This is a genomic window from Methylobacterium oxalidis (assembly GCF_007992195.1).
Lineage (GTDB): Bacteria > Pseudomonadota > Alphaproteobacteria > Rhizobiales > Beijerinckiaceae > Methylobacterium > Methylobacterium oxalidis.
The window spans coordinates 1-26,802 of the sequence record NZ_BJZU01000029.1; the positions used below are offsets into that span (position 1 = coordinate 1).

The following is a 26,802-nucleotide window of genomic DNA, read 5'->3' on the forward strand; positions in this document are numbered from 1 at the left end:
AACTCTGGTCGCGTGCACGCTTCGTAGCCCACGTGGGACCAATGGACGGCCCGGTCGCGACCTCGATCACGCTGCTTGAGGACGAGCCGGCCCCTGATCCGTAACCGCGGCTCTTCGCCTGTGAAGCTCACCAAAAAGTGAGATCTCGGCTACTGAGAAGAAGCGCGGCAACCGATCGGTTGCATCTCGCCTGCTAGGATAGCAGCTACCGGCCCGTGGCTGACGCATGATCGCACCGCTCCTAACGGCAGGGTCAAGAAGGATCCGGCTCTCAGCCCGCATTTAGCGACCGAGAGCCTTAAGCTGTGCGAGAACGGCCGGATCGAGTGGTTGCCAGGAGCGACGCACTGGCTGCACCACGAGGAACCGGCACAGGTGAACGGTGCCCTTACAGGCTTCCTATCTCAGCAATTTTTCCCGCAATTGAAACTTGGCTCGACCAAATCAGAGAACGAGCCCGAACATATCTTCTAGCATTCGTCTGCAGTGCTGATACGAGTACTTTGTTCAGCAACTGTTGATTCGAGACTTGCCTGCTTTAATCCATGTTTATCGCGGAACTTGCTCCTGGTGAGCCGGTTGAACGTTCCAAGGACATGTCGACACCTGGGGATGGCCGCCACATGGCAGGCGATGACGAGCTTCGTTTCGGAGCATTGGGCGACGGCTGCGTGCATCTCTGCGTCGACATGCAGCGGATGTTTGCCGAGCACACAGACTGGTGCACGCCGTGGATGCCGTGTGTCCTGCCCAAGGTGGAGCAGATCGTCGAGGCCCAACCTCGCCAGACCGTGTTCACGCGCTTCATCCCGGCACAAGCGTATGGCCACGGCGAGGGCACGTGGAAGCGCTACTACGAGCGCTGGGCCTCCATGACGATCGAGCGACTCGGCCCGGATCGGATCGAGCTGGTGCCGGAACTCGCTCGGTTCGTTCCTCCCGCCGAGACCGTCGACAAGCATGTCTACTCACCCTGGGTCGAGACAGGCCTTCATGAACGCCTGCGGGCACGGGGCATCGACACGCTCGTGGTCACGGGCGGTGAGACGGATGTCTGCGTTCTCAGCACCGTGCTCGGTGCCGTCGACCGCGGCTACCGCATCGTCATCGTCACGGACGGGCTCTGCAGCTCGTCGGACGAGGCACACGACGCGATGCTCACCCTCTATCACAGCCGCTACGGCCAGCAGGTGGAGACCGTCACGACCGACACCCTGCTCCAAAACTGGGTGTGATGAAGCGCCGTACCGGGAAGCGGTCGCATGCCGATGCGCGTACCGAGCGGCCACGTATGCCGGCGCGACCTACTCGCGGTAGGGGTTCTCCTGTTCCCTTCCTGCGCCCAGTCCGCGAGGCTCACCGCACAGGGCAGATCCATGCCGCACGTCGTGCTTCTCGGTGATTCCGTCTTCGACAATGCCGCCTATGTCGGTGGAGGGGCAGATGTCGTTCAGCAACTGCGGGCGGTGCTACCAGCTGGTTGGCAGGCGAGCCTCATTGCCGTCGACGGCAACGTCATCGCGGACGTGGGGGATCAGCTCGCCCGATGCCCGGAAGACGCAAGCCATCTGGTGGTCAGTGTCGGCGGCAACGACGCGCTGCGGGCGTCTGCGGTCCTTGAGCGGACTGCCAGATCCGTGGCCGAGGCATTGGCTCTCCTGGTCGAGGTGCGGGACCGCTTCCAGGCTGAGTACAGCGCCATGCTGGACGCGGTTCAGGCGACGGGGCGGGCGGCGGCCATCTGCACGATCTACGATCCGCGCTATCCCGACCCGCAGCGGCGACGTCTGACCGGAGCGGCCCTCGCGCTGCTCAACGACGTCATCACGCGCGAGGCCTTCACGCGCGGCTTGCCGCTGATCGACCTGCGCGTGCTCTGCGGCGAGGACGACGATTTCGCCAACCCCATCGAGCCGTCCGTCGAGGGCGGGCGGAAGATCGCAAGGGCTGTCGCAGTCTTTCTGCAGGCCCGTCCCGAGCAGCAGGGCAGCTTGGTCTTCGTGCGCTAGGAGATGGCAATGATGCATTTTCGACAAACACCTCTTTTTTGAATTCGCACAATGTCCCAGCACCTGATTCAGCTCCTCCTGCCTCTCTCCGACAACAACGGCGAGCCCTTCTCCCGCTCCGAGTACGTTCGGGTCCGTTCGGAACTCACCGAACAGTTCGGAGGCATGACGGCCTTCACCCGCGGTCCGGCGGAGGGTCTCTGGGAGGAGAACGGCGAGACGGCACGCGACGACATCGTGGTGTTCGAGGTCATGACGCCAGAGCTCGACGCTTCGTGGTGGGACCGGTACCGGCGTGCCCTGGAAAACCGCTTCAAACAGGACAGCATTGTCGTCCGTGCTCAGGAGATCTGGCTGCTCTGATAAGCGCAGGGAGAACTGAGTGCGGTCCTCGACGCTCCCCTGTCTGACGGCCTGCGTGAAGCGCGATGGTGGTCCTGGTGGAAGAAGAGCCGGACTTAACAGTCGGCAACGCCGGGTCTGCTGAGAGAGGCTGAGTTGTCGGTTACGAAGCCGACACCAAGAATCGAAACCTGCAAGTGCCTCAAGCCTTGGAGGCCTCGGCGCTCGTCACCGATGCGCGTTCACGGCGAGATCGATGGAGCGAGCCGAACAGCCGGCGCACAGAACGCGAAGCCTTCGGCCTGAGCTCGCTCTCGTGCTGACATTCGGGGGGGCGGACCAGAGTGCCGATCCACTGCCGGATGGCGCAGAATTCATCCACAAGCCAAACGTCGTGCCGAGACTCGCTCGGACATTGCAGCGCCCACATGCACGGCTTGACCAACAGCAGACGAGCAGGTCACACCGAGCAGCCGGGACATGCGAAGCCGGCCAAATCAGTTACTTACGGGCCTGGCGACCGCAGCTTCAACTCTCTCGGGGCGGCGATCATCCCCCGCCGATGCCGGTTATGACCTTCCCAGTTCCTTTGCACTCTGGGCAAGTCTTCGCCTCGAACTGACCAGAACCCGCGCAGCGCGGGCACAGGTTCTCGCCTGTGCCAGGTGTTCCGGGTTGGGCTTCATCTCCGGGTTTGGTGGGCTGTGAACTCGTCATGTTCGCGCTCCTCGTCCAGGGTTGGGAGAACCGCCCGGTTTCAGCGATGTTCCTAGCTCTCGCAGCCGACGCGCACCCACCTGCGCGGCTGTACTCCCCCTGTCCGTCGGCTCCTGGGCTTGCTGCGCAGCCGCAGGCCGCTTCCGCAGGCTGCATAGCCCTCAACTCATGGCGACCGCTGCGGTCCTGCTTCGTGGAGGATGGCAGGCACCTCACCGGCAATCTCCCGCGCTAGGAAGCCGACCGGCCCCACGCGATCGGCCAGCCGCCGTCCAGCTTCGCCGTGCAGAAAAACACCCCAAAGCGCGGCCGTCATCGCTTCGGCCCCGCGCGCGAGGAGGCCCGCGAGAATGCCCGACAGGGCGTCGCCAGAACCGGAGGTCGCCAGCCCAACGCCACCCCCGTCATACAACCACCGTTCGCCCGCGGGGCTCACGATCCAGGTCTTCGCGCCCTTCATGATCACGACGCAGCCCACCAGGTCCGCCGCTCTGAGCGCCGCCGCCAGCGGATCCGCCTCGACAGCGTCCCGGTCGATTCCGAGAAGCTGTGCCATCTCGCCGGCATGGGGCGTAATCACGGCTCGGCCACCGCATGTGAGAACCGCCTCGGAGCGGGCAGCGAGACCGCAGAGGGCTCCTGCATCGAGCACGAAGGAGGTCGACGGCTGGCCTGGCAGGACGGAGAAACAGAGGGCATCCGCAGCCTTGCCGGCGCTCAGACCAGGCCCGACCAGCACTGCTTCGCTGCGCTCCGCGAGCGCGGATACGCGCTCCTCGGCCTGAGCCGGATCGATCTCCCCCTCCTCTGTTTCAGCCAGCCCGATGACCCTGGCCTCCGGCACCGCGAGAGCCATGGATTTTGCGACGCTCTGAACCGTCGCGATCCTGAGGCGACCCGCACCGGCCCGAAGTGCGGCGACGCCGGCGAGGAGGGCGGCCCCGGGCACTTCGACGGAACCACCGAGCACCAGCACGGTGCCGCGCTGATCCTTGCTGCCCTCGTCCGGCATCGGGAGCGGCAAGGCCCGAAGGCTTTCCAGGGTGAGGTGGTTCTCAGTCATCGGTCTAACACGTTCGCGTCCGGCTCGGCCGTCACAGCGACACCGCCCTGTGCGACCGGCGCGACGAAGTTGTAGCGGACGAGCTTGAGCCCTCCGTTGAGGTCTTCCCCTGGTGCCGAGGCATATTCCGTCACGGAGCAGTTCGCGACCTCAGCCTGAGCGTCGATTTCGAGGATCTGCGTCTCGCTCATGTTCTCAAGCAAGTAGCGCAAACAGAGCACCACGACCTGATGTGCGACCAACAGCACCCGTTGCCCGTCATGGTGCAACGAGATGGTGTCGAGAGCACTACGCAGCCGGAGGATGACGTCGCACCAGCTCTCTCCGGAGGGAGGCCGGTGATAGAACTTGCCGAGGCGAGCGCGCATGGCAGCCTGCTCGGGGTACAGCTCCGCGACACCCGCATGCGTGAGGCGGTCGAGGATCCCGAGTTCCTTCTCCCGCAGACGCTCGTCGACGACGAACTCGGACGCGCGGTCGGCGAGCCCGCCAGCGTCTCGGATCAGCGCAGCCGTGCTCTGCGCACGCCGGTAAGGCGATGTCAGCACGACCTCAGGGCGCTCGGCGGACGGCATTGCAGCGAACCAGCGCCCGAGTGCCACGGCCTGCTCTTCGCCGCGAGAGCTGAGAGGCACATCGACGTCGCGTTCGGCGATGTCGATGCGTGAAAGCCCGGCGCCGTGTGCGGCATTCCTGGCGACGTTGCCGGCACTCTCGCCATGACGGACGATCCAGATCCGGCTGGGCCAGCGTTGCTGCATCCAGGGTGTCCTCTCGCGACGCGAGCGGTAACGTTCGCGGCGAGCGCAGGTTCGCCGCCAGAGCCGACGTTGCCGCCGAATGACGGTCGAGGCGCCCCGTCTGGGGCCTCAACGAGCCGACAAGGAGGAATACTCCTTCGAACCAACGTCCGCTTCCTTGGCAATCTACCCGAAGGCCGTCGTTCTTCTCTCGGCCAAACCTAGCCGGCAGCTTTGCGCCCATATCTGCCCGGCAGGCTGCCCCGACAGCACCTTCAAGGCGGTCATTCGTCGACTGGGCACTATCGCGCCTGCGCCGGGGCGGCCCTCTGCCTGAGCTGATTGCTGTGTGTGAATGAGGTCGAGTGCGCCTCGTGCGATGCGCCAGCCTCCTATCCCATCCGAAGGCGAGGTCGTTGCAGTTCATCACGTGCCACGACGCCAGCAAAATCGGCTCAAGACCAGCGCGAGCACATGGAACCGGCACCCGAGATCACCTTCGAGCAGATCCGCGAGCGCGCCTATGATCTCTGGGAGCGCAACCACCGGCTGGACGGGTTCGAGATCGAGTTCTGGCTCATGGCTGAGCGGGAACTCAAGGCCGAGCGCAGCAGGAGCCATTCAGGAACGCGTGCTGACGACAGTGGGACGGGACCAACCACCCCTGAACCTCAGCGACCGGTTCGGTCACCCGCCGAGATCGAGGGCGTAGAGGTGCTGCTGTGACGTGATGAACAGCCGCCGCTCCCCAGGGCCGAAGGCGCAGTTCGTGGCGGCCTGGGGCGTCGGGATCAATCCGAGCTTCTCCGCTCGGTCTGAAAACACCTGCACACCCGTTCCCGAACTCGTCCAGATCCAGCCGCGCCGGTCAACGCGGAAGCCATCCGGCACGCCTGGCTCGATCACCGCGAACAGCCGACGTGCGCTCAGCCTGCCGCCTTCCGTCACGTTGAACGCCTGGATCTCGTGCCGCGTGCCGCTAAGAGCCTGCGAGGTGTCGGAGACGTAGAGTGTGCTGCCGTCGGGTGAGAATGCCAGTCCGTTTGGCTGCTCGAAGTCCGCCATGCGCTCGACCTGTCCAGTTCGGGGATCGAACCGGTAAACGCTCCTGTGGTCGAGTTCAGGCTCGTCGAGGGCACCTTGCCGGGGCGAGTGCAGGCCGAAGGCCGGATCGGTGAACCAGAGTGCTCCGTCCAGTGCGCAGGTCACGTCATTGGGCGAGTTGAAGCGGCGGCCATCGTAGTCCCGCACAAGCACACTCGTTCGCCCATCAGGCGTCGTGCAGCTCAAGGCCCGGCTACCGTGCTCGCAATGGATCAGATTGCCGGCCGCATCGATCGTGTGGCCGTTGGTGAATGGGGTGGCATCGACCACGACCTCGACCCGGCCGTCAGGATGCCACCCGAGCACGCGGCGCCCCTCCACATCCGACCAGACCAGGATCTCGCGTGCGGGCCACCACACTGGCCCCTCGCTGAACACCGCCTGATCGTAGAGCGACCACAACTGCGCTCCCTTCGCAACGACATCAGTGAAGCGTGGATCGAAGGCAATTGGAGGCGACACGTTCCCGACCGGCTGCGGCTGTCCTGCCTTGCGAAGCAGAATGGGCACGATCCGTCACTCCTTTGCTACCGCAAGCCTTTGCCGACGAGGGCTCCTTGGGCGCGCATATGAGGGGCGATCCCCATCGAATTTGCCTCAGCGGGGCGGCTTCGAGCGACCAACCTCCGCGGCGAGCTGAGCGAAGGAGAGCGCCTCACCCCGCTCACTGGTCTGATTGGCAAGCCTGAGGAAGCGCGCCGGGAAGCAGATCGCATCGACATGAGCAGCGGAGAGCTGCGCGGGCCGTCCCGGGTCCGCTACCATGGCGGTCTCAACGCCCTCGAGGGCTTGGTCGATCTCTTCCTGGCTGAGGAGGTTCTTGTCGCGCAGAGCGTTCATGAGGCCGGCGATAGCGGCGTAGAGGCCCTCCAGCTGAAGGTTGGCTGTATTCATGATGCTTTCCTTGTAAATTTTCAGGAACATGTTGGAGGATGAGCCGCTCAGGCGGATCAATTTGTCGGCTGTAGCCAGCACAAATCTTAGGCCAGCTCAATCACGATCCCTTCGTTGCGGCGAAGTTCAAGGCTGGGTGCCTGCAGGGGCGTACCTGCCAGATCAGGGTAGCTGGACGCCAAGATCCGGGTTGCGTTGCCCACCCGGACCGTAGCGGCCTCACTGCGAAAGTTCAGCGCCACAAGCAGGCGGCGATCCGTGTCGCTCCGCTCGTAGGCCAGAACACTATCGCTCGCTTCGACGATCGTGATGTCCCCGGCCGACAGCGCTGGCTCGGCACGCCGCAGTCGGAGGAGTGTGCGGTAGAACGACAGGAGCGAGGTGGAATCCTGAGATTGTGCGGCCACGTTGAGGCCGGGCAGCGCGCTCTCGACAGGCAACCAAGGCTCGCCCTCGGTGAAGCCCCAGTTCCGTTCCTGGCTCCACGGGATCGGCGTGCGCACCGGATCGCGTCCAAGGCCCAGACCCGGCACGTTCTTCTCCCAGGGGTCCTGCACGCAATCGGGCGGGATCGGCACGTCCGCCATCCCGATCTCCTCACCCTGATAGATCGTTGGTGTTCCACGCAGTGTCAGCAGCAGCAGGGCGGCAATCCGGGCCTGCTCCGCACCGAGCCGGCTGACGAGGCGCGAACGGTCGTGGTTGCCCAGAACCCAGTTCGGCCAGCCACCCGGCGGCAGCGCAGCCTCGTAGGCTTCGATCAGCGAGGCGATTGCCGTCGGGTTCCAGGGTGTCGAGAGGAGGTGGAAGTTGAACGGCAGGTGGAAGCCGGACAGGTCCTGCCCATAGTAGGCCATGAGCCGGTCGATCGGCAGGTAGGCCTCCCCGATCAGGACACGATCCGCATAGGCATCGGACACGCGCCGCATGGCGGCGATCGCGTCGTGCACCTCCGGCTGATCCATCGTGTGGGCACGGATCACCGATCGGGCCGGCGACATGCCCGCCTGCCAGTCGGGGTTCGGCGGGTTGTCCCGTAACTGCTCGTCCTCAAACAGGTGGTGAATGGCATCGACCCGGAAGCCATCCACGCCGCGCTTGAGCCAGAACCGCAGCGCATCCAACATGGCGCTCTGAACCTCCGGATTGCGCCAGTTCAGATCCGGCTGCTCCTTGAGGTAGGCGTGGTAGTAGTACTGGCCTGTTGCCTCATCGAAGGTCCAGGCCGGGCCACCGAACTCGCTCAGCCAGTTGTTCGGGGGCGATCCATCGGGCTTGGGGTCGCGCCAGACAAACCAGTCCCGCTTCGAGCTGCCACGGCTCGAGCGGCTCTCCACGAACCAGGGGTGCTGATCTGAGCTGTGGTTGGGCACGTAGTCGAGGATGACCCGCAGCTCTCGCGCATGGGCGGCCGCAATAAGCGCGTCGAAGTCGGCCAGGGTGCCGAAGGCCGGGTCGATGCCGCAGTAGTCTGAGACATCGTAGCCGAAATCGGCCATCGGCGAGGCATAGATCGGCGAGATCCAGATCGCGTCGACACCGAGATCGACCAGATGGTCGAGCCGCGCCGTGATGCCGGCAAGATCACCGATCCCGTCGCCATTCGTGTCCTGAAAGGAACGCGGATAGATCTGGTAGATGACGCCCGTCTGCCACCACGCGAGATCCCTTGAGCGCATGCAGCCTCCTTCGCACCGGAGGCTCTCCACCGGCTCAAGCTCGGTCAAGGAACCTGCGGTTCAGGCCCTTGGTTCAGCCTCAGACCAGGGGATGCACGTCGATGGCTCGCATTGGATTCCACGCGTCTCACGAGCAGTTCCCCCCGTCAGAGCTATTGCGCCTCGTTCAGTTTGCCGAGGCGGCGGGCTTCGACTGCGCTATGTCCTCCGACCACTTCCGGCCCTGGGGCGAGGCGCAGGGACAATCCGGATTTGCGTGGTCCTGGCTCGGAGCGGCGCTGCAGGCCACGAACCTACCCTTCGGCGTGATCTCCGCTCCTGGCTACCGCTACCATCCTGCCATCCTGGCACAGGCCGCCGCGACCCTGTGCGAGATGTTTGCTGGCCGCCTCTGGCTGGCGCTCGGCAGCGGCCAACGCTTGAACGAAGACATCACCGGCCTGCCCTGGCCTGAGAAGGCGGAGCGCAATGCACGGCTGCGCGATTGCGCGGACATCATCCGGGCTTTGTTCAGGGGCGAGACGGTCACGCATCGCGGACGCGTGACGCTCGTCGAGGGCAGGCTCTACTCGCGGCCCGCAACGCCACCACTGCTGCTGGGAGCCGCCGTGACGGAGGCAACAGCGGAAGCAATCGGCAGTTGGGCCGACGGCTTGCTGACGGTGAGCGCCAAGCCGGATCAACTGCGAAAGGTGGTGGACGCCTTCCGGCGCGGCGGGGGTGAGGGCAAGCCGCTGCTGCTACAGGTCGGACTGAACTGGGCACCGAGCGAAGCGGAGGCGCTGCAGGGTGCGCACGAGCAGTGGCGCACGAACGCACTCGGGGGCGACGTGAATTGGGAGCTGCGCTCGCCGGCGGACTTCGACACGGCGACCCGCTTTGTGAGGCCGGAGGACATGCGCGAGTCGGTGCTCATCTCTTCCGACCCAAGCCAGCACGCGGCATGGCTGGTGGAGTACATCGAGCTGGGATTTGAGGAGCTGCAGCTTCATCAAGTCGGACGCAACCAGCACAGCTTCATCGAGGCGTTCGGAGCAAAGGTTCTGCCTCAGCTTCGCGCCCGGTGACCAGCAGGGTGGCTGCCGCGCATGCGCGAGGCGAAGGAGGGCTCGCGGTCTGCAGTTCAGGCCGTTGGCCCGCAACCGCAGCGGTCCCGACGAAGTAGCTGCCGCGCAGAGACGATGGCGGAGACGCGCATGCCTGAGCTCAAATCGAAGGGTGCTGCATCCAGCCTGCCAGCGGAGGGCGTGAGCACACCCGATCGATTTCGCTTCCAGGCGCTCCACCAGGGTTGGAATACCTTCGGGATCGCAACACTCACCTTGCCCGACGGCAGCTCCGTTGAGCACGCGCTCGAGGATCACGGCGAGGCCGTCGCCGTTCTGCCCTACGACCCAAACCGCCGCGTGGCGGTCCTGGTCCGTCAGGTCCGGGCCGGGCCGATGTTCTGGAACGATCGTCCCGACCTTGCCGAGGCGCCGGCTGGTGGCCTTGATGGCGAGGATCCTCGCGCCGCTGCTCTGCGCGAGGTTCTGGAAGAGACAGGCCTGCGCCTCGCAGAGCTCGATCTTGTCGGGCGAGCCTACTCGATCCCGGGCGTCTCCACGGAGCGGCTCTGGCTCTATCTCGCTCCCTTCACGGCTGGCGATCGCGTCACTGAGGGTGGTGGCCTCGCCCACGAAGGTGAGCAGATCACCGTCGAGGAGGTTTCGCTCGTCCAATTGGGCACCGCTGCGACGGGGGGCCGGATCGATGACCTCAAGACGCTTGCCCTCGTGCAAGCCTTGCTGCTCCGGCGGCCCGATCTCTTCGAACCTTGAGCCGTTGGATGCCGAGTCTGAGCCGTCGAGGATGATCGGTGTTCCTGAGGGGTTTGCTCCAATTGGACGCTGTTGCGGGCGCAAAGCGCTATTGCTCGGAAGGCACTCGTCATTGGACCTACACGCAAGCACTGGACGGGCTGGAGAGGATCAATCCCGATGCAGCTGCCTGAGCCACAAGGCACGTCCGCTTCTGCGGCTCAAATGCGAAAAGCAGAACCGCCGCTTGCGGCCTGGTCACGAGAGGGCCCGTCTTCTCGGCAGCGGCATTCAAGATTGTGATCTGCTCCGAGCGAACACCCAGGGCTCTCCGCCGGGAACGCGCTCAGCACCTTGGGGTTGGTCGGAGCACATCCATCGGTCCGCCGTAAGATGGCTGCGGATCCGCAGTTCAATCCCGGCGGAGCCTCGCTCAATCCGGGCTCATGCAGCGCCCTGACCGGAGAGTAGGGCGAGGAGATAGTCCGTGGCACGGAAGCGCGTTTCCTCCACAATCGAGATTCTGATCGAGGCGGTCGCCCGCCTCGGAGTTCCTCCCAAATCCATCGACCTCGAAGCCCTGCGCACGCATCTCGATCTGCCGGAGTTCGGCGGCTACGTGCAGGACGCGCGGGTGGCGCGCGCGCTCCGCGCCATGAAGGCCAATCGCGCCTTCGCCGAGACGGGGGTCGAGACGCTCCGCAAGGCGCTGCCGGCTCTCAAGGCTGTCGTGTCGAAAGATCACGGCATCACCTGGAGCGTGCGGGTGACCGTCCCGCTTCTTGATGACGGACGGCTGGATCTGCGGATCGACGTCCCGCCGGATGCTGCTGCCCTCAACATCCTCAAGGGCATGGCCCACCGCAACGATCCGGCTTGGCGTCTGGAGGAACTACGAGCGGCGGTGAGCGAGATCGGGGCGCAGACGAGCCGATCGCTGCGCAAGCCCGTCGAGCGGCTCCGTGAGCAGATCCGCCTCGATCTGCGCGAGGTCGGGGCCGATGCCTCCGCCTACATCGCTCATCTCGACCGCTCCCTGCGCTCGCGGCAGTTCAACATCGGGGAGAACCTCGACCGCTCCCTGAGCAGCGCCCTGGCTCCTGTGCGCAAGCGGGCCAAGGCCGTGGCGCGCGAAGACTCGCGGCTTCGGCGGCTTCGCGATCAGGTCGGCTTCGGGGCCTACATCGAGAAGTTCACGGCCGCGCGCCGAATGAACCGGCGCATCCTGTTCCACATGGGGCCGACGAACTCGGGCAAGACCTACGCGGCGCTCAAGGTGCTGACCGCGGCGGACACCGGCACCTATCTGGCGCCTCTGCGCCTCCTGGCGCTCGAGAACTACGAGACCCTCTTGGAGCGTGGGCTCAAGGCCGGCATGGTCACGGGCGAGGAGGTTCTGGGCGAGGCAAACCCGACCCACACCGCGCGCACCATCGAGACCGCCGATCTGATGCGCCCGGTCGATGTGGCGGTGATCGACGAGATCCAGATGCTCTCGGATCCCGACCGTGGCTGGGCCTGGACGAACGCGCTCTTCGGCATTCCGGCCAAGACCGTCATCGTCTGCGGCTCGGACGATGCGCTGGCCTATGTCCGGCGCGCGGCCGAGGCCGCCAACGAGTCGCTGGATGTGATCACCTTCGCGCGCAAATCGCCGCTCGTGCTGCTCGACGAACCCGTGCCGCTGGAGAAGGTGGAGCCGGGCGATGCCGTGGTCGCCTTCTCGCGCAGGGCCGTGCACGAGAACCGCGAGATCCTGGTGGCACGCGGTCACAGCGTGGCCACGATCTACGGCGCGCTCTCGCCAGAGGTTCGGCGGGCAGAAGCGGCCCGCTTCCGGTCGGGTGAGGCAAACGTGCTGGTGACCACGGACGCCATCGGCATGGGCCTGAACCTCGGTCCGTTGAAGCGGATCGTGTTCTCGGCGGTGCGCAAGTTCGACGGCATCGAGGAGCGGGCACTCACCAACTCGGAGATCCGGCAGATCGCGGGCCGGGCGGGACGCTACGGCCACCAGGAGGTAGGCTACGTCGCCGCCTCCGAGGAGGCTGCGGTTGAACCCCTGCGGACGGCGCTCGGAGGAGCTCCGACGGCACCGGCAGCCGACACCCGGTACTTTGTCCGGCCCGATCTGATCGCGATCAGCTCGGTAGCCGAGGAGATGCAGACGCACAGGCTCTCCGACGTGCTCGCGCACTTTGCCCGCGCCACCTTCTACGCGGGATCGCCGTTCCAGCCCTCCGCCCTGGAGGAGATCCTGGAAGTCGCGCGGCTGGTCGACCGCGCCCGTCTGCCGATCAACGAGAAGTTCGTCTTCTCAGTCTGCCCGGTCGATCGGCGCGACGAGGTCGCGATGAGCGTGCTGGAGCGGTGGACACAGATGCGGGCTGCGGGTCAGACGGTGCCTACGCTCAGAGCGAATTTACGAGGGGAGCTCGACTACCAGGAACGCACGGTGAAGCTGGCGAGCGCCTATCTGTGGCTGTCCCGTCGCTTTCCCGAGACCTTCGACGATGTCCAGGCGATCCGGAACATGCGCGGTCGCGCCAATGAAGCGATCGAGCAGCACCTTCGGGAGACGGCCACGCGCAAGGTTGAGCGCCGGACGCGCCGGGCTGCGGGAGGCCGCTGACTGTCATGGGCGGCTGTGACCCACCCAGCAAGTTCGAACGGCCAGCTGCAGATCCTTAACGTCCTCCTGATGATCGCGTTTGCAATATCGCTGCTTCTGACTAATGCGCCTTGCTTCCGACAGTGAAGTCGCGCAGATTGACAGCTCAAGAAGCGTAGAACTGCGTTCAGGCTCGAAAGGCGAAGGCTGTGGGGAGGCCAAATTGCTGACGAGCCGCGTCCTGGCTTTGGTGGCACTCGCCCTCACCCCTGCGCTTGCGATACAAGGGTACAACGAATACGCGCTGCGGGCTGACAGAGATGAAGCGGTCCGAGCCGATGCTCTCGCGACCGCCCGCGTTGTTTCTGGGGATCTTGATCAGCTTTCCGAGAGCGTCCGCCAGACACTCGACATCGTCGCTGAGACGCCTGCGGTTCGGCAACGCGACCCTCAGGCCTGCACCGAGTACCTCCAACGCATCATCGACAAGCTGCCGCAGGTCATTCTCCTTGCGGTTACTGAGCCGAACGGCAGCCTTCTCTGCAACAGCCTTGGATCGGCACCGGGCGCTTACTCGGTCTCCGACCGCGATTATCACCAACGCGCCCTCGCAGCAGGAGAATTCGCGATGGGCGGATTTGCGCGCGGGGTGGCGACGGAACGCGAGTCCGTGCACTTCGCCCAGCCCCTGCGAGATGATGACGCGCGACCCGTGGGCGTGCTTGTCGCCAGCATAGACCTGTCCTGGCTATCGGAGCGGCTTCGTCATCTGGTCCCTCAGAAGAGCACCTCCCTGACGCTGACCGACCGTAACGGCGTTGTTCTCGTGCGCCGCCCGGATCAGGAGGTCTGGGTCGGCCGCCCTCTGCCACCGGAACGGCTCGCGCGCCTTGCCCGCGATCAGGATGCTGCTCGGACCGTGACGGGGCTAGACGGTCGTGAGCGGGTGGTCGGGGTTGTGCATCCCAAGGGTGTCCTGGAGGGCCTCACCGTCGTCGTCGGGCGGGACCGGGCCTTAGCCTTTGCGGACGTCGATGCTGCCACACATCGCGGCATCGTGCTGATCCTGATCGGAGCAGCGCTCTCTGTTGCGGGGGCACTGGTCGGGGGACGTGCCTTCATCCGTTGGCCCTTGGACCGGCTTCTGCGGACAGTCGCCGCATGGCGCGCGGGCGACTTGCGGGCGCGCACCGGCATTGCGGGCCATTCCGAGTTTGGCCAGCTCGGCGAAGCGTTCGATGCGATGGCCAAATCGGTTCAGGCCAGCCAGGACGATCTCCGGGCGGAACTTGCCCGCAGCCGCAGCTTGCAGGATCAGCAGACGACGATGCTGCATGAGCTGAATCACCGCGTGAAGAACACGCTGGCGACTGTTCAGGCCCTGGCCCGGCAGTCACGAGGCGGTGAGGAGGACGTCGCGCAGTTCGAGGCTCGCCTGCTCGCCTTGTCGAAGACACACGACCTTCTGACGCGTGATGACTGGAGCGGTGCGTCGTTGCGCGAGGTTCTCGAGAGCGAGCTCGGTCCGTACCGCAGCAGCGTAGACCAAGTGGTCCTAGTAGGGCCGCCTGTCATTCTCGCGCCCCGTTATGTCCTGGCGATCGGCATGTTGGCACATGAAATGACGACCAACGCAGCCAAGTATGGTGCCCTATCCGTACCTTCGGGGCAGGTCAGCATCGTTTGGAGCGTTGCGATGCGTTCAGACAGCGGGAAGCGCCTGTATCTGACGTGGCAGGAGCGCGCAGGTCCGCACGTTTCACCGCCACGGCGGCAGGGATTTGGCACCCGCTTGATTACGGGAGCCATCAAGCGCGAATTGGACGGTGAGATCGACATCGAGTTCTGTGCGAGTGGAGTGCGCTTGCACCTCGACGTGCCCATCGAGCAGGCTGCGCCCGGAGTGGTAGCAGTTCAGTCGCTCGACCGAACCGGATGAAGCAGCAGGTGCAGTAAGCACCGCATCAAGCACCGCATCCAGCCAACGGACCAACACTGAGAGCGGGCGGTCGGCTGCGCGCCCATTGTCGTCGTTCAACGACCGTCGGTGGCCTCTCCGAAGCGGTCATTCGCCGGCTGGTCGTTATGGAGCCGCTACGCGTCACGACCCAGCTGCACCCACTCGCTCTCCAACAGAGACCGGATCGTCTCGGCTCGCTGCAGGGCCTCGTTGCGGGCCGCTTCAAGGATGGTCGGATCTTGCTCCTCGGCCAGAGCATCCTCCGCCAGTTGCCGGCACAGCTCCGCACGTTCGTTCAGGAGCGAGAGCACTGACCCGAGCCGCATTTCCAAAACCACTTCCTGCGCCTCCCGCATCGCCTCTCCCGTGAGAACGTGACCGATATGGCAGCGGTACTGCACCAGCCCGCCAGTCGCGGTGCGTTGCATCGCCCCCATGCATTCCGGACAAGAAAAGGTGAAAGGACGGTCGAGCTTGTATCCGCCACCCATGCTCCTCTCCCTTGGTTCGGGGCGACGCTTCCTGTCGGAGAACAACGCTTCTTGCGAGCTCAGAGATCAGCTCCGGCATGGCTGGAAGCAGCGGCATGTGATCGGCTCCAGCATAGCGGAACGCGCTCAGGGGCATGGCGGGATTGGAGCGCCCGACGGGATGCCGCACGACGGCGAGCCGCCGTTGCCTGCCTCATGCAAGCCTTTCAGCTGACCTGCGATGCGTCAACGCCGCTGCACCGCCTCGAGCCTGATCCTTCACGTTCCAGTAGGACTTGCCTAGCGAAACCGAGCCAGCGTCCACATCTGCGGCGCGTCTCGGTGGCCGGGCGTTATGGAGCGAGCTGCGCTTCGCAACCCACAGGAGCGGCACTGTTCGCCTTCACACACGTTAATCCGAGCGTCTAGGGCAGCGCCCAGCTCGGACGTGAGGGAGGTGCTGCGGCCATGACAGCGGAGCTCAGGATCGTTGTGGTCGGCGCCTCCGCCGGCGGCGTGCCTGCCTTGCAGGAGTTCGTTGCTGGGTTGCCGGCCGGTCTGGACGCCGCCGTGTTCATCGTCCTGCACCTCGATCCCTATGCCCGCAGCCACCTCGACAGGATCCTCAACCGCTGCAGCCCGCTCCCGGTTGGACAGTCCCGGGACGGCCAGAAGATTCGCGCCGGGCAGATCTACGTGTCCTCGCCCGATCTCCACCTGCTGGTCGAGCGTGAGCGTGTCGGCGTGAAGCATGGGCCGAAGGAGAACCGCTTCCGTCCCTCGATTGATGCCCTCTTCCGCTCGGCCGCCTACACGCACAGAGAGCGGGTGATCGGCATCGTGCTGTCCGGGCTGCTGAACGACGGCACATCGGGCCTGTGGAGCATCAAGCAGCTCGGCGGCACCACCATCGTGCAGGATCCGCGCGAGGCGACCTTCGACGACATGCCGCGCAATGCCTTGGAGCAGGTCGAGATCGACCACATACTGCCGGTTCGCGAGATCGGTCCGCTGGTGGGGCGGTTGGTCAAGCAGAGCCCTGGGAAGGCAAGGGAGCCGTCCGAGGACCTTGTCGAGCGGATGGAAGCGGAGGTTGCTGTGGCTGCCTCAGAGAACGCGTTCCAGAGAGGCATCATGCGCTACGGGGAGCTGACGGCGCTCACCTGTCCCGAGTGTCACGGTGCGCTGGTGAAGATCACGGAGGGACCGCACACCCGGTTCCGCTGTCATACGGGTCACGGCTTCACGGCCGATGCCCTCCTGTCTGGCATCACCGAGACGGCGGAAGAGGCGCTCTGGAACGCGCAGCGCGCGCTGGAGGAAGGTGTGATGCTTCTCGACGACATGGCCGCGCAGCTTGAAGTGGCGGGCAAGGTGGACGAGGCAGCGCAGCTCTCGCGGTCAGCTCGCGAGATGGAGCAGCGAGCGTCGGCTCTGCAGGAGCAGGTTACGCAGAAAATTGTGGGCGCAGACACGCTGCAGGATCAATCCGAAGAGTTGTAAGAAGCCCTCAAGCAGGTCGGATCAAAACTCACGAGGTGCTCCAGCCGCGGCCGCTTCTGCGTGCGGAGCCCGGCGTGCCAGTGGATGAGATCCATACTGCGCTACTTCTGCAGCGTAGGCCTGGCGCAAGCAGCCGTCCCGCCAACCCGCTCAACCAGAAGGCTATCTGTCACAAACAGCCCATATTCCTCTTCATCCGCTTGCCCACCTGCAGCTCGCTGAGGACGTCATGAGAAGCGCTGGACCAGTCAGCTTGGCATGAGCTTGCCGACGGCCCGCACCAGCTCGGTATCGAGGATCGGCTTCTCCAGCTTCGGACGCGAGCGATAGTCCGAGTGGTCTGCGATCTGCACCTCGCCCGTGGCAAACAGGTAAGGCACGCCGCGATCACGCAGGCGGTCAGCGACCGCGTAGACGGCCTGGCCCCTGAGGTTCACGTCGAGCACCGCCGCATCGAGCGGAGCCGCCTCGATCAGCGCGAGCGCCTGCTCGGCGTCCGGCACTGGTCCGACTACGTCAGCGCCTGCCTCTCGGAGGCTGTGCTCCATGTCCATCGCGATGAAGTACTCGTCCTCGACCACGAGCACGCGGCGGCCGGCAAGATTGGTAGCGAGATTGGGCATGTAGGCTGAGGATCGTGGATGTACATCCCCAACTTACCTGCACCTCCGAACACGTGCGTTGCCGCAGGTTAGGCAAGCGGCAGCTCGATCCGGCAGCGTACGCCGTCGCTGCCCAGTACAAACTCGGTTCGGCCCCCGAGTGCATAGGAAAGAGCCTGCTCAATCAGCTCGCGCCCGTAGCCGCGCCGCGTGAGGCTCTCCGAAGGCACGGGCACCCCGCTCTCATTCCAGCTCAAGGCCAAGTGCTCCTCACTCCCATTCGGCCGGATCCGCTCCCAGGTGACGGCGAGCTGGCCGGATCCGTCCTTCAGCGCGCCGTACTTGACCGCGTTCGTGGTCAGCTCATGCAGGGCGAGCGCGAAGTTCTGCACCTGCTGCGAGGTGAGAAGAACCTTCGGACCTGCGTAGGTGATGCGAGCAGGCGCGCTGTCGATGTGCGCGGCCAGCTCCGCGCGCACGAGAGCGCCAACCTCGACGCTGTCGCTGCCGGACTGGCTGAGCAGGGCTTGTGCCCGGCTCAGCGCCTTCAGCCGTGTGGTGAAGCTCTCCACAGGCCCACCCCGGCCGATGGTGCGGCTCGCCAGGGAAGTGACCACGCCGAGCAGGTTGCGCGAGCGATGCTGCAGTTCCTTGACGAGCACCTCCTGGCGCTCCGCCCCGAGCTTGGCTTCCGTCACGTCGGAGAAGATGCCGCCGACCCGCTGCACGCGATGCTGGTCGTCAAACAGCGGGAAGTCCGTGCTGGCGATCCAGCGCACCTGACCGTCGCGCGGGCGCCGGATGCGGAAGGCGTGCGACGTGCTCTCACCGGAGCGGACCCGGCGGAAGGCTCTGATCACGGGCTTCCTGTCCCGTGGCAAGATCAGCCTGAGCCAGGCGCGCAGGCTCTGCCCGCCGATGGACTGGAAGGGCGTGCCGAAGAGCGCCTCGAACGCCGAGCCGGCATACTCGAACTGCAGCGTCTGCACGTTCCGGATCCAGAGCACGTCCGAGGAGGCATCAGCGAACTTCCGGAAGCGCTCCTCGCTCTCGCGGAGTGCCGCCTCGGCCTGTTTGCGTGCGGTGACATCGACGAAGGTGATGACGACGCCTGCGATGAAGTTGTCGATGCTGCGGTAGGGCAGCACCCGGACCATGTAGCGCGCGCCCCTTGCAGAGCCCTCGATCTCGCGCTCGATGCTGTTGAGGGTGCGCGCGACCCGCCGCGCGTCGTCCTGCAACTCGTCGTAGGCGATCCTCGACTTGATGTGGGTGATGGGGCGGCCGACGTCCGCCTCGACCAAGTGGAACAGCTCGGTCGCGGCCGGTGTGTAGCGCATCACCCGCAAGTCGTTGTCGAGGAAGACGGTGGCGATCTGGGTGCTCTCGAGGAAGTTCTTGAGGTCGCTGTTCGTCCGGCCGAGCTCATGCACTCTCAGGCTGAGCTCACCGTTGACGGTGGTCAGCTCCTCGTTGACGGATTGCACCTCCTCCTTCGAGGTCTGCAGCTCCTCGTTGGCCGATTGCAGCTCCTCGTTCAGCGACTGGTACTCCTCGTTCGAGGCCTTCAACTCCTCGTTCGTGCTCTCGGCCTCCTCGGTGACGGCCTGTAGGCGATCCTTGGTCTCGCGCAACTCCGCCTCGAGCTGCTGAATGCGGTCCTCTTGATCGGGAGACGAGGCTGCGACGGCGCTCTCACCCGGCGCCGGCACCGCGCCCGCATCCTTGAACAGCACGACGAAACTCCGCGCGCGGCCCGGCCCATCTGTCACGGGTTCAATCACAAGGTCGATTGTCAGGCTGTGCCCGTTCTGGCCCACGCGCCGGTTTGCGACCTGGACGGTGCGCTCCTCCTCTGCGGCCCGAACGAGTGCGGTGCGCAGGTCGAAGCGCAGGTCGGGATGGACGAGCTGCAGAAGGTTCAGCGATGCCGCTCCGCCGACCGGATCGAGGTAGCGCCCGGTCCGGGCTGAGAAGTGCAGCACGTCGTACCCTTCATCCACGATCACGTAGGCCGGCGCGTAGCGCTCCACGAAGCGCTCGGCACGCTGGGTCAGAGAGGCCCCGACGGCTTGAGGCCGTCCGTGTCGGACCGGTTGGATCTCGGGGTGCAGCGACCTGACGTTGAACGAAATGTCGGGCAGGACCCGCGTGCTGGTCTCCAGGCGGCGGAAGATGCGCGAGCGGCTCTCGATCGGCGCGAACAGATCGGGGTGACGCGAGATGTTCTCGGAATTGCCGAGGAACAGCATGCCGCCCGGCCGGAGCGCGAAGTGGAAGACGGGAATGACCTGCCCCTGCAACTCGGCGTCGAGATAGATCAGCAGGTTGCGGCAGGAGACGAGGTCGAGGCGTGAGAAGGGCGGGTCCTTGACGATGCTGTGCTGCGAGAAGATGCACATCTCGCGCAGTTCCTTGACGATGCAGTAGGTGTTGCCCTCCCGCACGAACCAGCGCGCCAGCCGTTCCGGGCTCACGTCGCGAGCGATGGTCTCGGCGTAGCGCCCGGCCCGCGCTGCAGCGAGTGCACGGCCATCGAGGTCGGTGGCGAAGATCTGAACGTGCGGCACCTCCTCGAGCGTGGCCATGTGCTCGCGCAGCAGGATGCCGAGGGAGAAGGCTTCCTCGCCCGTCGAGCAGCCGATCACCCAGACACGAAGGTGGTCATCCCGGCCCCTGCCAGCGAAGAGCTGCGGAACGACATCGCGCTCCAAGAGCTCGAACTCCTTGGCATCGCGGAAGAACTGAGTGACGCCGATCAGAAGGTCGTTGAAGAGCTCCTGAGCCTCCTCGGGCTGTGCGCGCAGGTACTCCAGGTACGCCCCGAGGTCGCTCTTCTGGGCAACCTGCATCCGGCGCTGTACCCGGCGCAGGAAGGTTCCGGGCTTGTAGCCGTGGAAGTCGTGACCGGTCCTCTTGCGCAGCACCGCGGCAATGCTGGAGAGCGCCGTTGACACTTCAGCGGCATCCAGGTCGTGAGCGGTGGCCCCGCTGGAGGAGAGTTGCTGGATGCCGGCTATGATCCGCTCGGCGAGCTGATCGGGGGACAGCACGGCATCTGCGAGCGCGACAGGACTGTTGCTGGCCGCAAGCGCGCCGGATCTGGCCTCCTCGGTTTCCTCAGCAAGCGTGAGCCCGCCTGCCTCTTTGACCGCCTTGAAGCCGAGCGTGCCGTCAGCTCCTGTGCCGGCAAAAGCCACGGCGATGCTGTGCCCGTCCTCACTGCCGGCAAGCGAGATCAGGAGGCTGTCGATCGTGCCTCGCTCACCAGCCCTCTGCTCTGCGGGCCGGACTTGGAAGCGACCGCCCTCCACGCTCACGATCAGATCCGGATCGAGCAGGTATGTGCGTCCCGCCTTGAGCGGGGCACCATTCTCGATCCGTCCCAGTTCGTGTCCGGCCTCCGCCAGAGCACGGCTGAAGGTGTTGAGGTCGAGAGCCTCGCGGTGCTGCAGGACGATAACGAGGGCTGCGTCAGGTTGTGGCGAGACGTGCTTCAGGACCTGCACGAGCGATCGCGTGCTCGCGGCGGACGCGCAGAGAGCGACGATGACGGGTTTGTCACCCTGCGATGCCGCCCGCTTCGGTGACTTCACCGTGACCTCATCCTGCTAGGGCTGGCTGCTGCGCCCCTTCCAACGCACGTCCTGAACCGACGGCGAGAACCTGGCCAGTTCTTTCCGCAGGTAAGCCAGATGAGCGCAACCGTCACTCTTCCTGCGCGCCCTCGTTGCCCGCTGGTTCAGGTGAGGGCAGCGAGAGCAGGACCGCCTTCCGGATCGTGTCCGCATAGCGGCGGTACTCGGCCGCGCGCTCCTCATACATCTCACCGATCGCCCGCCGCCCGGCATTGCGGCCGTCCTCGGCCATGCGCCTGACGAGTTCCGCGCGCTCCTCGACGATGCGCAGCGCCACTCGCAAGGCCTCGTCGACCGCATTCTCCTGCTCCTTGGCGACCACCTCGGCGGTGTAGGCATGGCCGACCTGGCAGCGGAAGCGCAGCGGCTTGGCGTTCCGCATCGTGGAGAGAACACCGCCGCATTGCGGGCAGGAGAGCGCGGCGGGATCGGCGAGGCGGCGCGTCACGTCACTGTCGACCCGCTCACCAGCCGCGATGTCCACCTCGAGCCGGATCTCGGGTGGGACCGGCAAGCGCGGGCCGGGGGGATCGCGCACCAGCTCCGAGAGGATGTCGCCGAGGCGGGCAGCTGGAAGGGAGAGGTCAACCTCCAAGGCTGCAAGAGCACTGCGGGGCATCTCATCGGCGATGGCGTCGGCCGGATCCTGCACCAGTGTGAGACCGCCGCAGCGCTTGATCGCCTCTAGGCCGGACGTCCCGTCGTTCAGGAGGCCACTCAGAAGCACGCCGATGACGCGCGAGCCATAGGCGGCAGCCGCCGAGCGAAAGAGTGGGTCAATCGAGGGACGAGCCATGTTCTCGCGCGGCCCGCGCCCGAGCCTGATCCGGCCTTCCGTCAGGATCAGGTGGTGGTCTGGCACGCCGAGGTAGATGTTGCCGGGGCGGATCGTCATGCCTTCCGCGGCCGCCTGGACCGGCAGGTGAGCCGCCGCGGACGTCACGGTTGCGAGCAGGCCGAGGCTGCGGGCCGGGATGTGGAGCACGATGAACACGGCCGCGGGCAGGTCGGGCGGCAACGCGCCCAGGATCGTCTTCAGAGGAGCTGTCGCACCGGACGAGCCGCCGATGACGATGATGTCGCGATTGCTCATGCTGTGCCGTCCTGACGCGTCCTACAGCAAGCCAACGCGCCAGACTGCTCAGGTGGTGCAGAGGCTGATCGGTGGTCCTGAGAGGCTTGCTCTGCTTGGACGCTGTTGCAGGCGCGAAGCACTGCGTCCGATAGGCACTCGCATCACACGGCATGTCCGCTGCGAAGATGCAAATAACTTGGATCGAACTCCGCGGCCTGGGCGAGTTCGGGCCACTTCTCGATCACCAGCGTGCCGGCGCGCAGTGTGACCAGCCCGCTGCCGCGCATCTCCTTCAGCACCCGGTTGACGTGCACGTTCGACAGGCCCAGCGCGTCGCCAAGGTCCATCTGCGTGATCGGCAGCGGGCAGCGATGAGCCTCAGCCAACCCGACCGCCTGCTGCCGCAGGTACAGCTCGCAGAACAGGTGAGCCAGACGCTCGTAGGCCGAGCGGCGGCCAAGGCCCGTCAGCCACGCCCGGTAGGCAGCGGCGTCGATGAGCAGATCGCGCGTGAGAACCGCTGCAAGGCCCGGGAAGGTTGCGGTCAGCTCACGTAAGCTCTCGTGCGCGATGAAGGCCACGGCCGAGCGGGTCAGCGGCGCGAGGCTGTAGTCCATCAGCGGCAGGTGCAGGCTCTGCAGGTCCGGGATGTCACCGGCCACATGGAACGACAGGACCTGCCGCCGGCCCAAGCTGAGCATCTTGTAGCGGCAGACCCAGCCCGAGAGAACGAGGCAGCTGTGTGACGGCTGGTCTCCATCGTTCACGATGTCGTGCCCCGGCTCCAGCACTCGCGTCTTCACGGGCAGGCTCTCGACAGCCTGCCGCTCCTCGGCCGAGAGCGGGCCGATGCTCTCCAGCTTGCGCACGAGCACCCTCAGCGAGTGATCGGAGGACGACATGCTGCTCCCCTGCCCGCGTCGGATTGCACGCCTCGGTCGGGCAACTCGCGAGACGGCAAATAGTTTGTTTTGCCCACCGGTGCTTGCGTGCCTGTGAGCCATTGAGCGAGGGAACAAGCCGCCCCACCCCGGGTATCCGTCAGATGCTCCCTTTTCGGAGGCGACGCTGAGCACCGAAGACACCGATCTGCGGCAGCGCCTGCAGGCAGAAGCCGCCAGAGCCGACGAGGCGGAGGCGCGCTGCACCGAGCTGCAGCACCAGACGCGCAACCTGCTGGCGGTGATCCGCTCGGTCGCGCGCCGCTCGGCCGAGACGAGCGAGAGCGTCGAGGAGTACGCGATGCACCTCGACGGGCGGCTCACCGCGCTGGCACGGGCGCAGGGCGCCCTGTCGAGCGATCCGCGCGCCAGGCTCGATCTGCACTCGCTGATTTCCGACGAGCTGTTGTCCTACCATGCCAAGGAAGGCGAGCAGGTCAGCCTCTCGGGCCCGCGCATCCTGCTGCAACCCGGAGCGGCGGCCACGCTGGGCCTGGCCTTTCACGAGCTGGCCACGAACGCCATCAAGTTCGGCGCGCTGACGCGCGACGAGGGCCGCATCAGCGTGTCCTGGAAGCATGCGGACGAGCCCGAGCCGCATCTGGTGATCACCTGGCGCGAGCAGCACGGTCCATCCGTCACTCCACCGAAGCGCAAGGGCTTCGGCATGGCGCTATTCGAGCGCATGCTGCCCTACGAGCTGAAGGCACACGCCAAGCTGAGCTTCGAGCCGGAAGGTCTGCGCTGCACGATCGAGGTGCCGCTGTCGGACCGGGTCATCGTCGACGAGGGAACCGCCTGAGGCTGCCCGACGAGTGGGGGTCAGGCGAACAGCGCCTTGGCGACCTGAGCGGCCTCAAGGGGCTTCTCGCAATGCTTCACGCCGGCGTACCGCTCCGGGATCGTCGTCTTCTCGTAGCCGGTCGAGAAGATGAAGGGCACACCGCGCGCCCGCAAAGCATCGGCCACAGGGTAGACCATCTCGTCCTGCAGGTTCACATCGAGCACCGCGGCATCGATCTGAGGCGTGGCCGCGATCAGCTCGAGCGCTTCCTCGACGCGGGGCACCGGACCCAGCACCTCGGCCCCGCTCTCCTCGAACTGGCGGCGCAGATCGTCGGCGATGAAGTACTCGTCCTCGACCAGCAGCACGCGGCAGCCAGCCAGTGGGTTCGTGGCGGAGATCACGGGCTGGCCTTCTTGGTTCGTGCGGTGAGCGGCAGGTCGATGGAGCAACGCAGCTCCGTCTCGCCGAGTTCGTAGCGGGTCCTGGCCTGCAGCACGTAAGGCAACGCTCGCTCGATCAGTTCGCGCCCGTAGCCGCGCCGGGCTGGCTCCTCCTCCGGCAGCCTGATGCCCTGCTCATACCAGTCCAGAGCCAAGCGCCGGCCTTCACCTTCCGGCACATGAACGCGCCACCTCACTGTGAGCTGCCCCGGCTCGGTGCTGAGCGCGCCGTACTTCTGAGCGTTGGTGGCGAGTTCATGCACCGCCAATGCGAGGGTCTGCACGCTGCCCTTGCGCAGGGTGACAGCCGGTCCCTCCAGCACGATGCGCTCCCGATGGTCAGCTCCGAGGGCGTCGAGTTCTGTCTGGATCAGTGCCCGGATGGTAATCGGCTCCTGGTCGGCGCGCGAGAGCAGGCCCTGCACCCGCGAGAGGGCAGACAGTCGGTCGTTGAACTGGCTGCGGAACACCTGCAGTGAGGAACTCGCCGCCAGGGTCTGCTGCGCGATGGCGCGCACGACCGTGATCAGGTTGCGGGTGCGGTGCTGCAACTCGGCGACGATGACGCTCTGCTGCTCCTGAAGCTCGCGCAGGTCGTGGATGTCTGTGGCCGCTCCAAAGATCTGGATCGTGCGTCCCGCACCATCGCGGAGGGGCTCCGCACGAGCCAGGAACCAGCGGTACTGCCCGTCGGCTGCCCGGATGCGGTACTCGCCACTGTAGGTCTTGCCCTCGCTCATCGCGGCGCGGAAGCGGGTCATGCAGCGCTCGCGATCGTCCGGGTGCAGCGTGTCGAGCCAGCCGTGTTCCTGCGCCTCCTCAGGCGACTGGCCGGTGTAGGCAAACCAGCGCTCGTTGAACCAGGTCACGCGTCCTTCCGGGTCGCTGCGCCAGAGGCACTCCGGAACGACGTCGGCTATAGCGCGGAAGCGCGCCTCGCTCTCGCGCAGCGCCTCCTCGACCAGCTTGCGGTCAGTCACGTCGCTGGCGGCGCCGAACCAAGCCGTGATCTCACCCTGCTCGTCCAAGAGCGGCACTGCGCGAGAATCGGTCCAGCCAAGGCTGCCGTCGGCTCGGCGCACCCGGTGCTCCAGCTCGAACATGGTCTTGGTGCGGATCGCCTGATTGATGGCCGCCTGTACCACCGGCTGATCGTCGGGATGGATGTAGTGGTCCATCCAGGCACGGTTCGGCTCGGGCGTGTTATACAGGAAGCCGCGGCCTTCGAGTTCCTGCATCTCGGACCAGTCCGAACTCATCCGGTAGACCACGTCCGAACTTGCCGTGACGAAGGCCCGGAAGCGCTCCTCGCTCTCACGCAGTGCCCTGTCAGCCGCTCTGCGCTTCGTGACGTCCTGGCCGATCTTGAGGAAGCCGCGTAGCGAGCCGTCGGGATGATGCAGTGCCGTGGTCATCCCCTCGATGAACACGCGCGTGCCGTCCTTGCGCAGGTGCCAGCGCACGTTTGGCGCCGAGCCCTCGCGGGCTGCATTCGCGGTCTCCTCGGAGTCCTCCCCCGCCTCTCGGTCCTCGGGCGTGAACGTGATGGCAGCGGGCTGGCCAATGACCTCTCGGGCCTTCCAGCCGAAAACGAACTCTGCACCAGGGTACCAATCGGTGATCCGGTCCTCGGGATCGGTCGTGAAGATCGCGTAGTCGCGGGCGTTCTCCACCACGAGGCGGAAGCGCTCCTCGCTGGAGCGTAGGGTGCCCACCTTCCGCAGACGGTCAATCACAGGACCCAGAATGGTGGTGTAGGTGCGCAGGAACTCGACGTCCTCGTTGCCGAACTCGCGCGGCTCGGTCGCGTCCACCTGCAGCAGACCGTAAGCCTTCCGGCCGGGCACAAAGATTGGCACGTTGGCGAGTGCCATCACGCCAGCCTTCTTCATGAACTTGGGGACCTCGAAGCGCTCTTCCTGGCGGATGTCCTGCGTGATGACGGGCTTGCCTTCCTTGATTGCGAATGTCTCCGAGGATCGCTCGCTCATCGGTAGGCGCAGCTGCCCGACGATGTCTGGATCCCAGCCGACGCCAGCGCGCACGAGCAGGCATTGCCCGTCCTGCTGGATTTCCAGGATCTTGGCGCGACGGGTGCCGAGTGCCTCGCCAACCAGTCTGCAGGCTTCGGTGAGCACCTCGTCGAGATCCTCGCTGCACAGGGAGAACTCGCCGAAGTCGGCCAGCACCTGCTGGCGCTTCATCATCTGCTCGCGATCCGGCATCGCAATTCCCCGGCAGTGAGCGATCACAGGCTCCTTAACGAGGAACAACGACTCAGAGCCTGCACCGCCCCTCAAGTACCCATGTGAACGCACGAGCTTGTCCGGGGTCCATGTCCGTTCCTACAAGCCTTGCCCGAGATGGAGCCTTCCACCACGCAACTTGCCTCCTGCCCACGTGGCTCTGCATTGTGGAACGGAGCAAG

Annotated in this window: 22 protein-coding genes; 10 read left to right on the plus strand and 12 right to left on the minus strand. The window is 65.6% G+C overall.

All coding sequences use genetic code 11. The features are described from left to right. The first annotated feature begins 623 nt into the window (after positions 1–623). The 3 genes from MOX02_RS09200 to MOX02_RS09210 all read left to right on the plus strand — a co-directional run bounded on the left by MOX02_RS09200 (position 624) and on the right by MOX02_RS09210 (position 2,372). Complete coding sequence (locus MOX02_RS09200) at positions 624–1,235, plus strand: cysteine hydrolase family protein (RefSeq protein WP_147025495.1); 612 nt, start codon at positions 624–626, stop codon at positions 1,233–1,235. 141 nt (positions 1,236–1,376) lie between these two features. After that, the gene (locus MOX02_RS09205; protein WP_147025496.1) at positions 1,377–2,009 is read left to right on the plus strand and encodes an SGNH/GDSL hydrolase family protein; all 633 of its coding nucleotides are present in this window, start codon (positions 1,377–1,379) and stop codon (positions 2,007–2,009) included. Between the two features lie 51 nt (positions 2,010–2,060). Beyond that, on the plus strand, positions 2,061–2,372 hold the full coding sequence (locus MOX02_RS09210) for a hypothetical protein (RefSeq protein WP_147025497.1): 312 nt from the start codon (positions 2,061–2,063) through the stop codon (positions 2,370–2,372). Positions 2,373–3,234: 862 nt separating this feature from the next. Here the strand turns inward: MOX02_RS09210 and MOX02_RS09215 are convergent. Then, positions 3,235–4,131, minus strand: a complete 897-nt coding sequence (locus MOX02_RS09215; protein WP_147025498.1) for an NAD(P)H-hydrate dehydratase — start codon at positions 4,129–4,131, stop codon at positions 3,235–3,237. After that, positions 4,128–4,892, minus strand: coding sequence for a histidine phosphatase family protein (locus tag MOX02_RS09220; protein ID WP_147025499.1), 765 nt, complete (start codon positions 4,890–4,892; stop codon positions 4,128–4,130). Before MOX02_RS09220 ends, MOX02_RS09215 begins: the two co-directional genes overlap by 4 nt. 453 nt (positions 4,893–5,345) lie before the next feature. Here MOX02_RS09220 and MOX02_RS09225 point away from each other — a divergent pair, with 453 nt between their 5' ends. After that, complete coding sequence (locus tag MOX02_RS09225) at positions 5,346–5,597, plus strand: DUF2934 domain-containing protein (protein ID WP_147025500.1); 252 nt, start codon at positions 5,346–5,348, stop codon at positions 5,595–5,597. Here MOX02_RS09225 and MOX02_RS09230 read toward each other — a convergent pair. The 3 genes from MOX02_RS09230 to MOX02_RS09240 all read right to left on the minus strand — a co-directional run bounded on the left by MOX02_RS09230 (position 5,559) and on the right by MOX02_RS09240 (position 8,548). Beyond that, a complete protein-coding gene (locus tag MOX02_RS09230; RefSeq protein ID WP_147025501.1) occupies positions 5,559–6,485 on the minus strand; it encodes an SMP-30/gluconolactonase/LRE family protein in 927 nt (308 codons plus the stop codon). The two genes, MOX02_RS09225 and MOX02_RS09230, sit on opposite strands and share 39 nt — an antisense overlap. 87 nt (positions 6,486–6,572) lie before the next feature. Next, complete coding sequence (locus MOX02_RS09235; RefSeq protein ID WP_238178986.1) at positions 6,573–6,929, minus strand: hypothetical protein; 357 nt, start codon at positions 6,927–6,929, stop codon at positions 6,573–6,575. Between the two features lie 26 nt (positions 6,930–6,955). Next, positions 6,956–8,548 carry an alpha-amylase family glycosyl hydrolase gene (locus MOX02_RS09240; protein ID WP_147025502.1) on the minus strand — a complete coding sequence of 531 codons (1,593 nt, stop codon included), beginning with the start codon at positions 8,546–8,548 and terminating at the stop codon, positions 6,956–6,958. 101 nt (positions 8,549–8,649) lie between these two features. Here MOX02_RS09240 and MOX02_RS09245 point away from each other — a divergent pair, with 101 nt between their 5' ends. From MOX02_RS09245 to MOX02_RS09260, 4 genes are all read left to right on the plus strand, one after another. Beyond that, entirely contained in the window at positions 8,650–9,615 is a 966-nt protein-coding gene (locus MOX02_RS09245; RefSeq protein ID WP_147025503.1) for a TIGR03885 family FMN-dependent LLM class oxidoreductase, read from the plus strand. 129 nt (positions 9,616–9,744) lie between these two features. Continuing rightward, positions 9,745–10,368 (plus strand): NUDIX domain-containing protein, encoded by a 624-nt coding sequence (locus tag MOX02_RS09250; RefSeq protein WP_147025504.1) that lies wholly within the window; start codon positions 9,745–9,747, stop codon positions 10,366–10,368. Positions 10,369–10,834: 466 nt separating this feature from the next. Continuing rightward, positions 10,835–12,979, plus strand: a complete 2,145-nt coding sequence (locus tag MOX02_RS09255; protein WP_147025505.1) for a helicase-related protein — start codon at positions 10,835–10,837, stop codon at positions 12,977–12,979. Positions 12,980–13,181: 202 nt separating this feature from the next. Further along, positions 13,182–14,897 (plus strand): sensor histidine kinase, encoded by a 1,716-nt coding sequence (locus MOX02_RS09260; protein WP_238178984.1) that lies wholly within the window; start codon positions 13,182–13,184, stop codon positions 14,895–14,897. A 155-nt stretch (positions 14,898–15,052) separates the two neighbouring features. Here MOX02_RS09260 and MOX02_RS09265 read toward each other — a convergent pair whose 3' ends face one another. Then, complete coding sequence (locus MOX02_RS09265) at positions 15,053–15,409, minus strand: hypothetical protein (RefSeq protein WP_147025507.1); 357 nt, start codon at positions 15,407–15,409, stop codon at positions 15,053–15,055. 447 nt (positions 15,410–15,856) lie between these two features. On the opposite strand from MOX02_RS09265, the gene MOX02_RS09270 reads away from it, so the two are divergent. Then, positions 15,857–16,891 carry a chemotaxis protein CheB gene (locus tag MOX02_RS09270; protein WP_147025508.1) on the plus strand — a complete coding sequence of 345 codons (1,035 nt, stop codon included), beginning with the start codon at positions 15,857–15,859 and terminating at the stop codon, positions 16,889–16,891. A gap of 248 nt (positions 16,892–17,139) precedes the next feature. Here MOX02_RS09270 and MOX02_RS09275 read toward each other — a convergent pair whose 3' ends face one another. From MOX02_RS09275 to MOX02_RS09290, 4 genes are all read right to left on the minus strand, one after another. Then, positions 17,140–17,514, minus strand: coding sequence for a response regulator (locus MOX02_RS09275; protein WP_147025509.1), 375 nt, complete (start codon positions 17,512–17,514; stop codon positions 17,140–17,142). 68 nt (positions 17,515–17,582) lie between these two features. Beyond that, complete coding sequence (locus MOX02_RS09280) at positions 17,583–21,089, minus strand: CheR family methyltransferase (protein ID WP_147025510.1); 3,507 nt, start codon at positions 21,087–21,089, stop codon at positions 17,583–17,585. A 112-nt stretch (positions 21,090–21,201) separates the two neighbouring features. Continuing rightward, positions 21,202–22,224: a chemotaxis protein CheB gene (locus MOX02_RS09285; RefSeq protein WP_147025511.1), complete on the minus strand. Its 1,023-nt coding sequence runs from the start codon at positions 22,222–22,224 to the stop codon at positions 21,202–21,204. A 143-nt stretch (positions 22,225–22,367) separates the two neighbouring features. After that, the gene (locus tag MOX02_RS09290; protein WP_306424503.1) at positions 22,368–23,075 is read right to left on the minus strand and encodes a Crp/Fnr family transcriptional regulator; all 708 of its coding nucleotides are present in this window, start codon (positions 23,073–23,075) and stop codon (positions 22,368–22,370) included. 283 nt (positions 23,076–23,358) lie between these two features. On the opposite strand from MOX02_RS09290, the gene MOX02_RS09295 reads away from it, so the two are divergent. After that, the gene (locus MOX02_RS09295; protein WP_373866728.1) at positions 23,359–23,949 is read left to right on the plus strand and encodes an HWE histidine kinase domain-containing protein; all 591 of its coding nucleotides are present in this window, start codon (positions 23,359–23,361) and stop codon (positions 23,947–23,949) included. Between the two features lie 20 nt (positions 23,950–23,969). On the opposite strand, the gene MOX02_RS09300 is transcribed toward MOX02_RS09295, so the two are convergent. Next, on the minus strand, positions 23,970–24,335 hold the full coding sequence (locus tag MOX02_RS09300) for a response regulator (RefSeq protein WP_147025514.1): 366 nt from the start codon (positions 24,333–24,335) through the stop codon (positions 23,970–23,972). Further along, entirely contained in the window at positions 24,332–26,599 is a 2,268-nt protein-coding gene (locus tag MOX02_RS32115) for a PAS domain S-box protein (protein WP_147025515.1), read from the minus strand. The genes MOX02_RS09300 and MOX02_RS32115 overlap by 4 nt, the downstream gene beginning before the upstream one ends. Between the last annotated feature and the right edge of the window lie 203 nt (positions 26,600–26,802).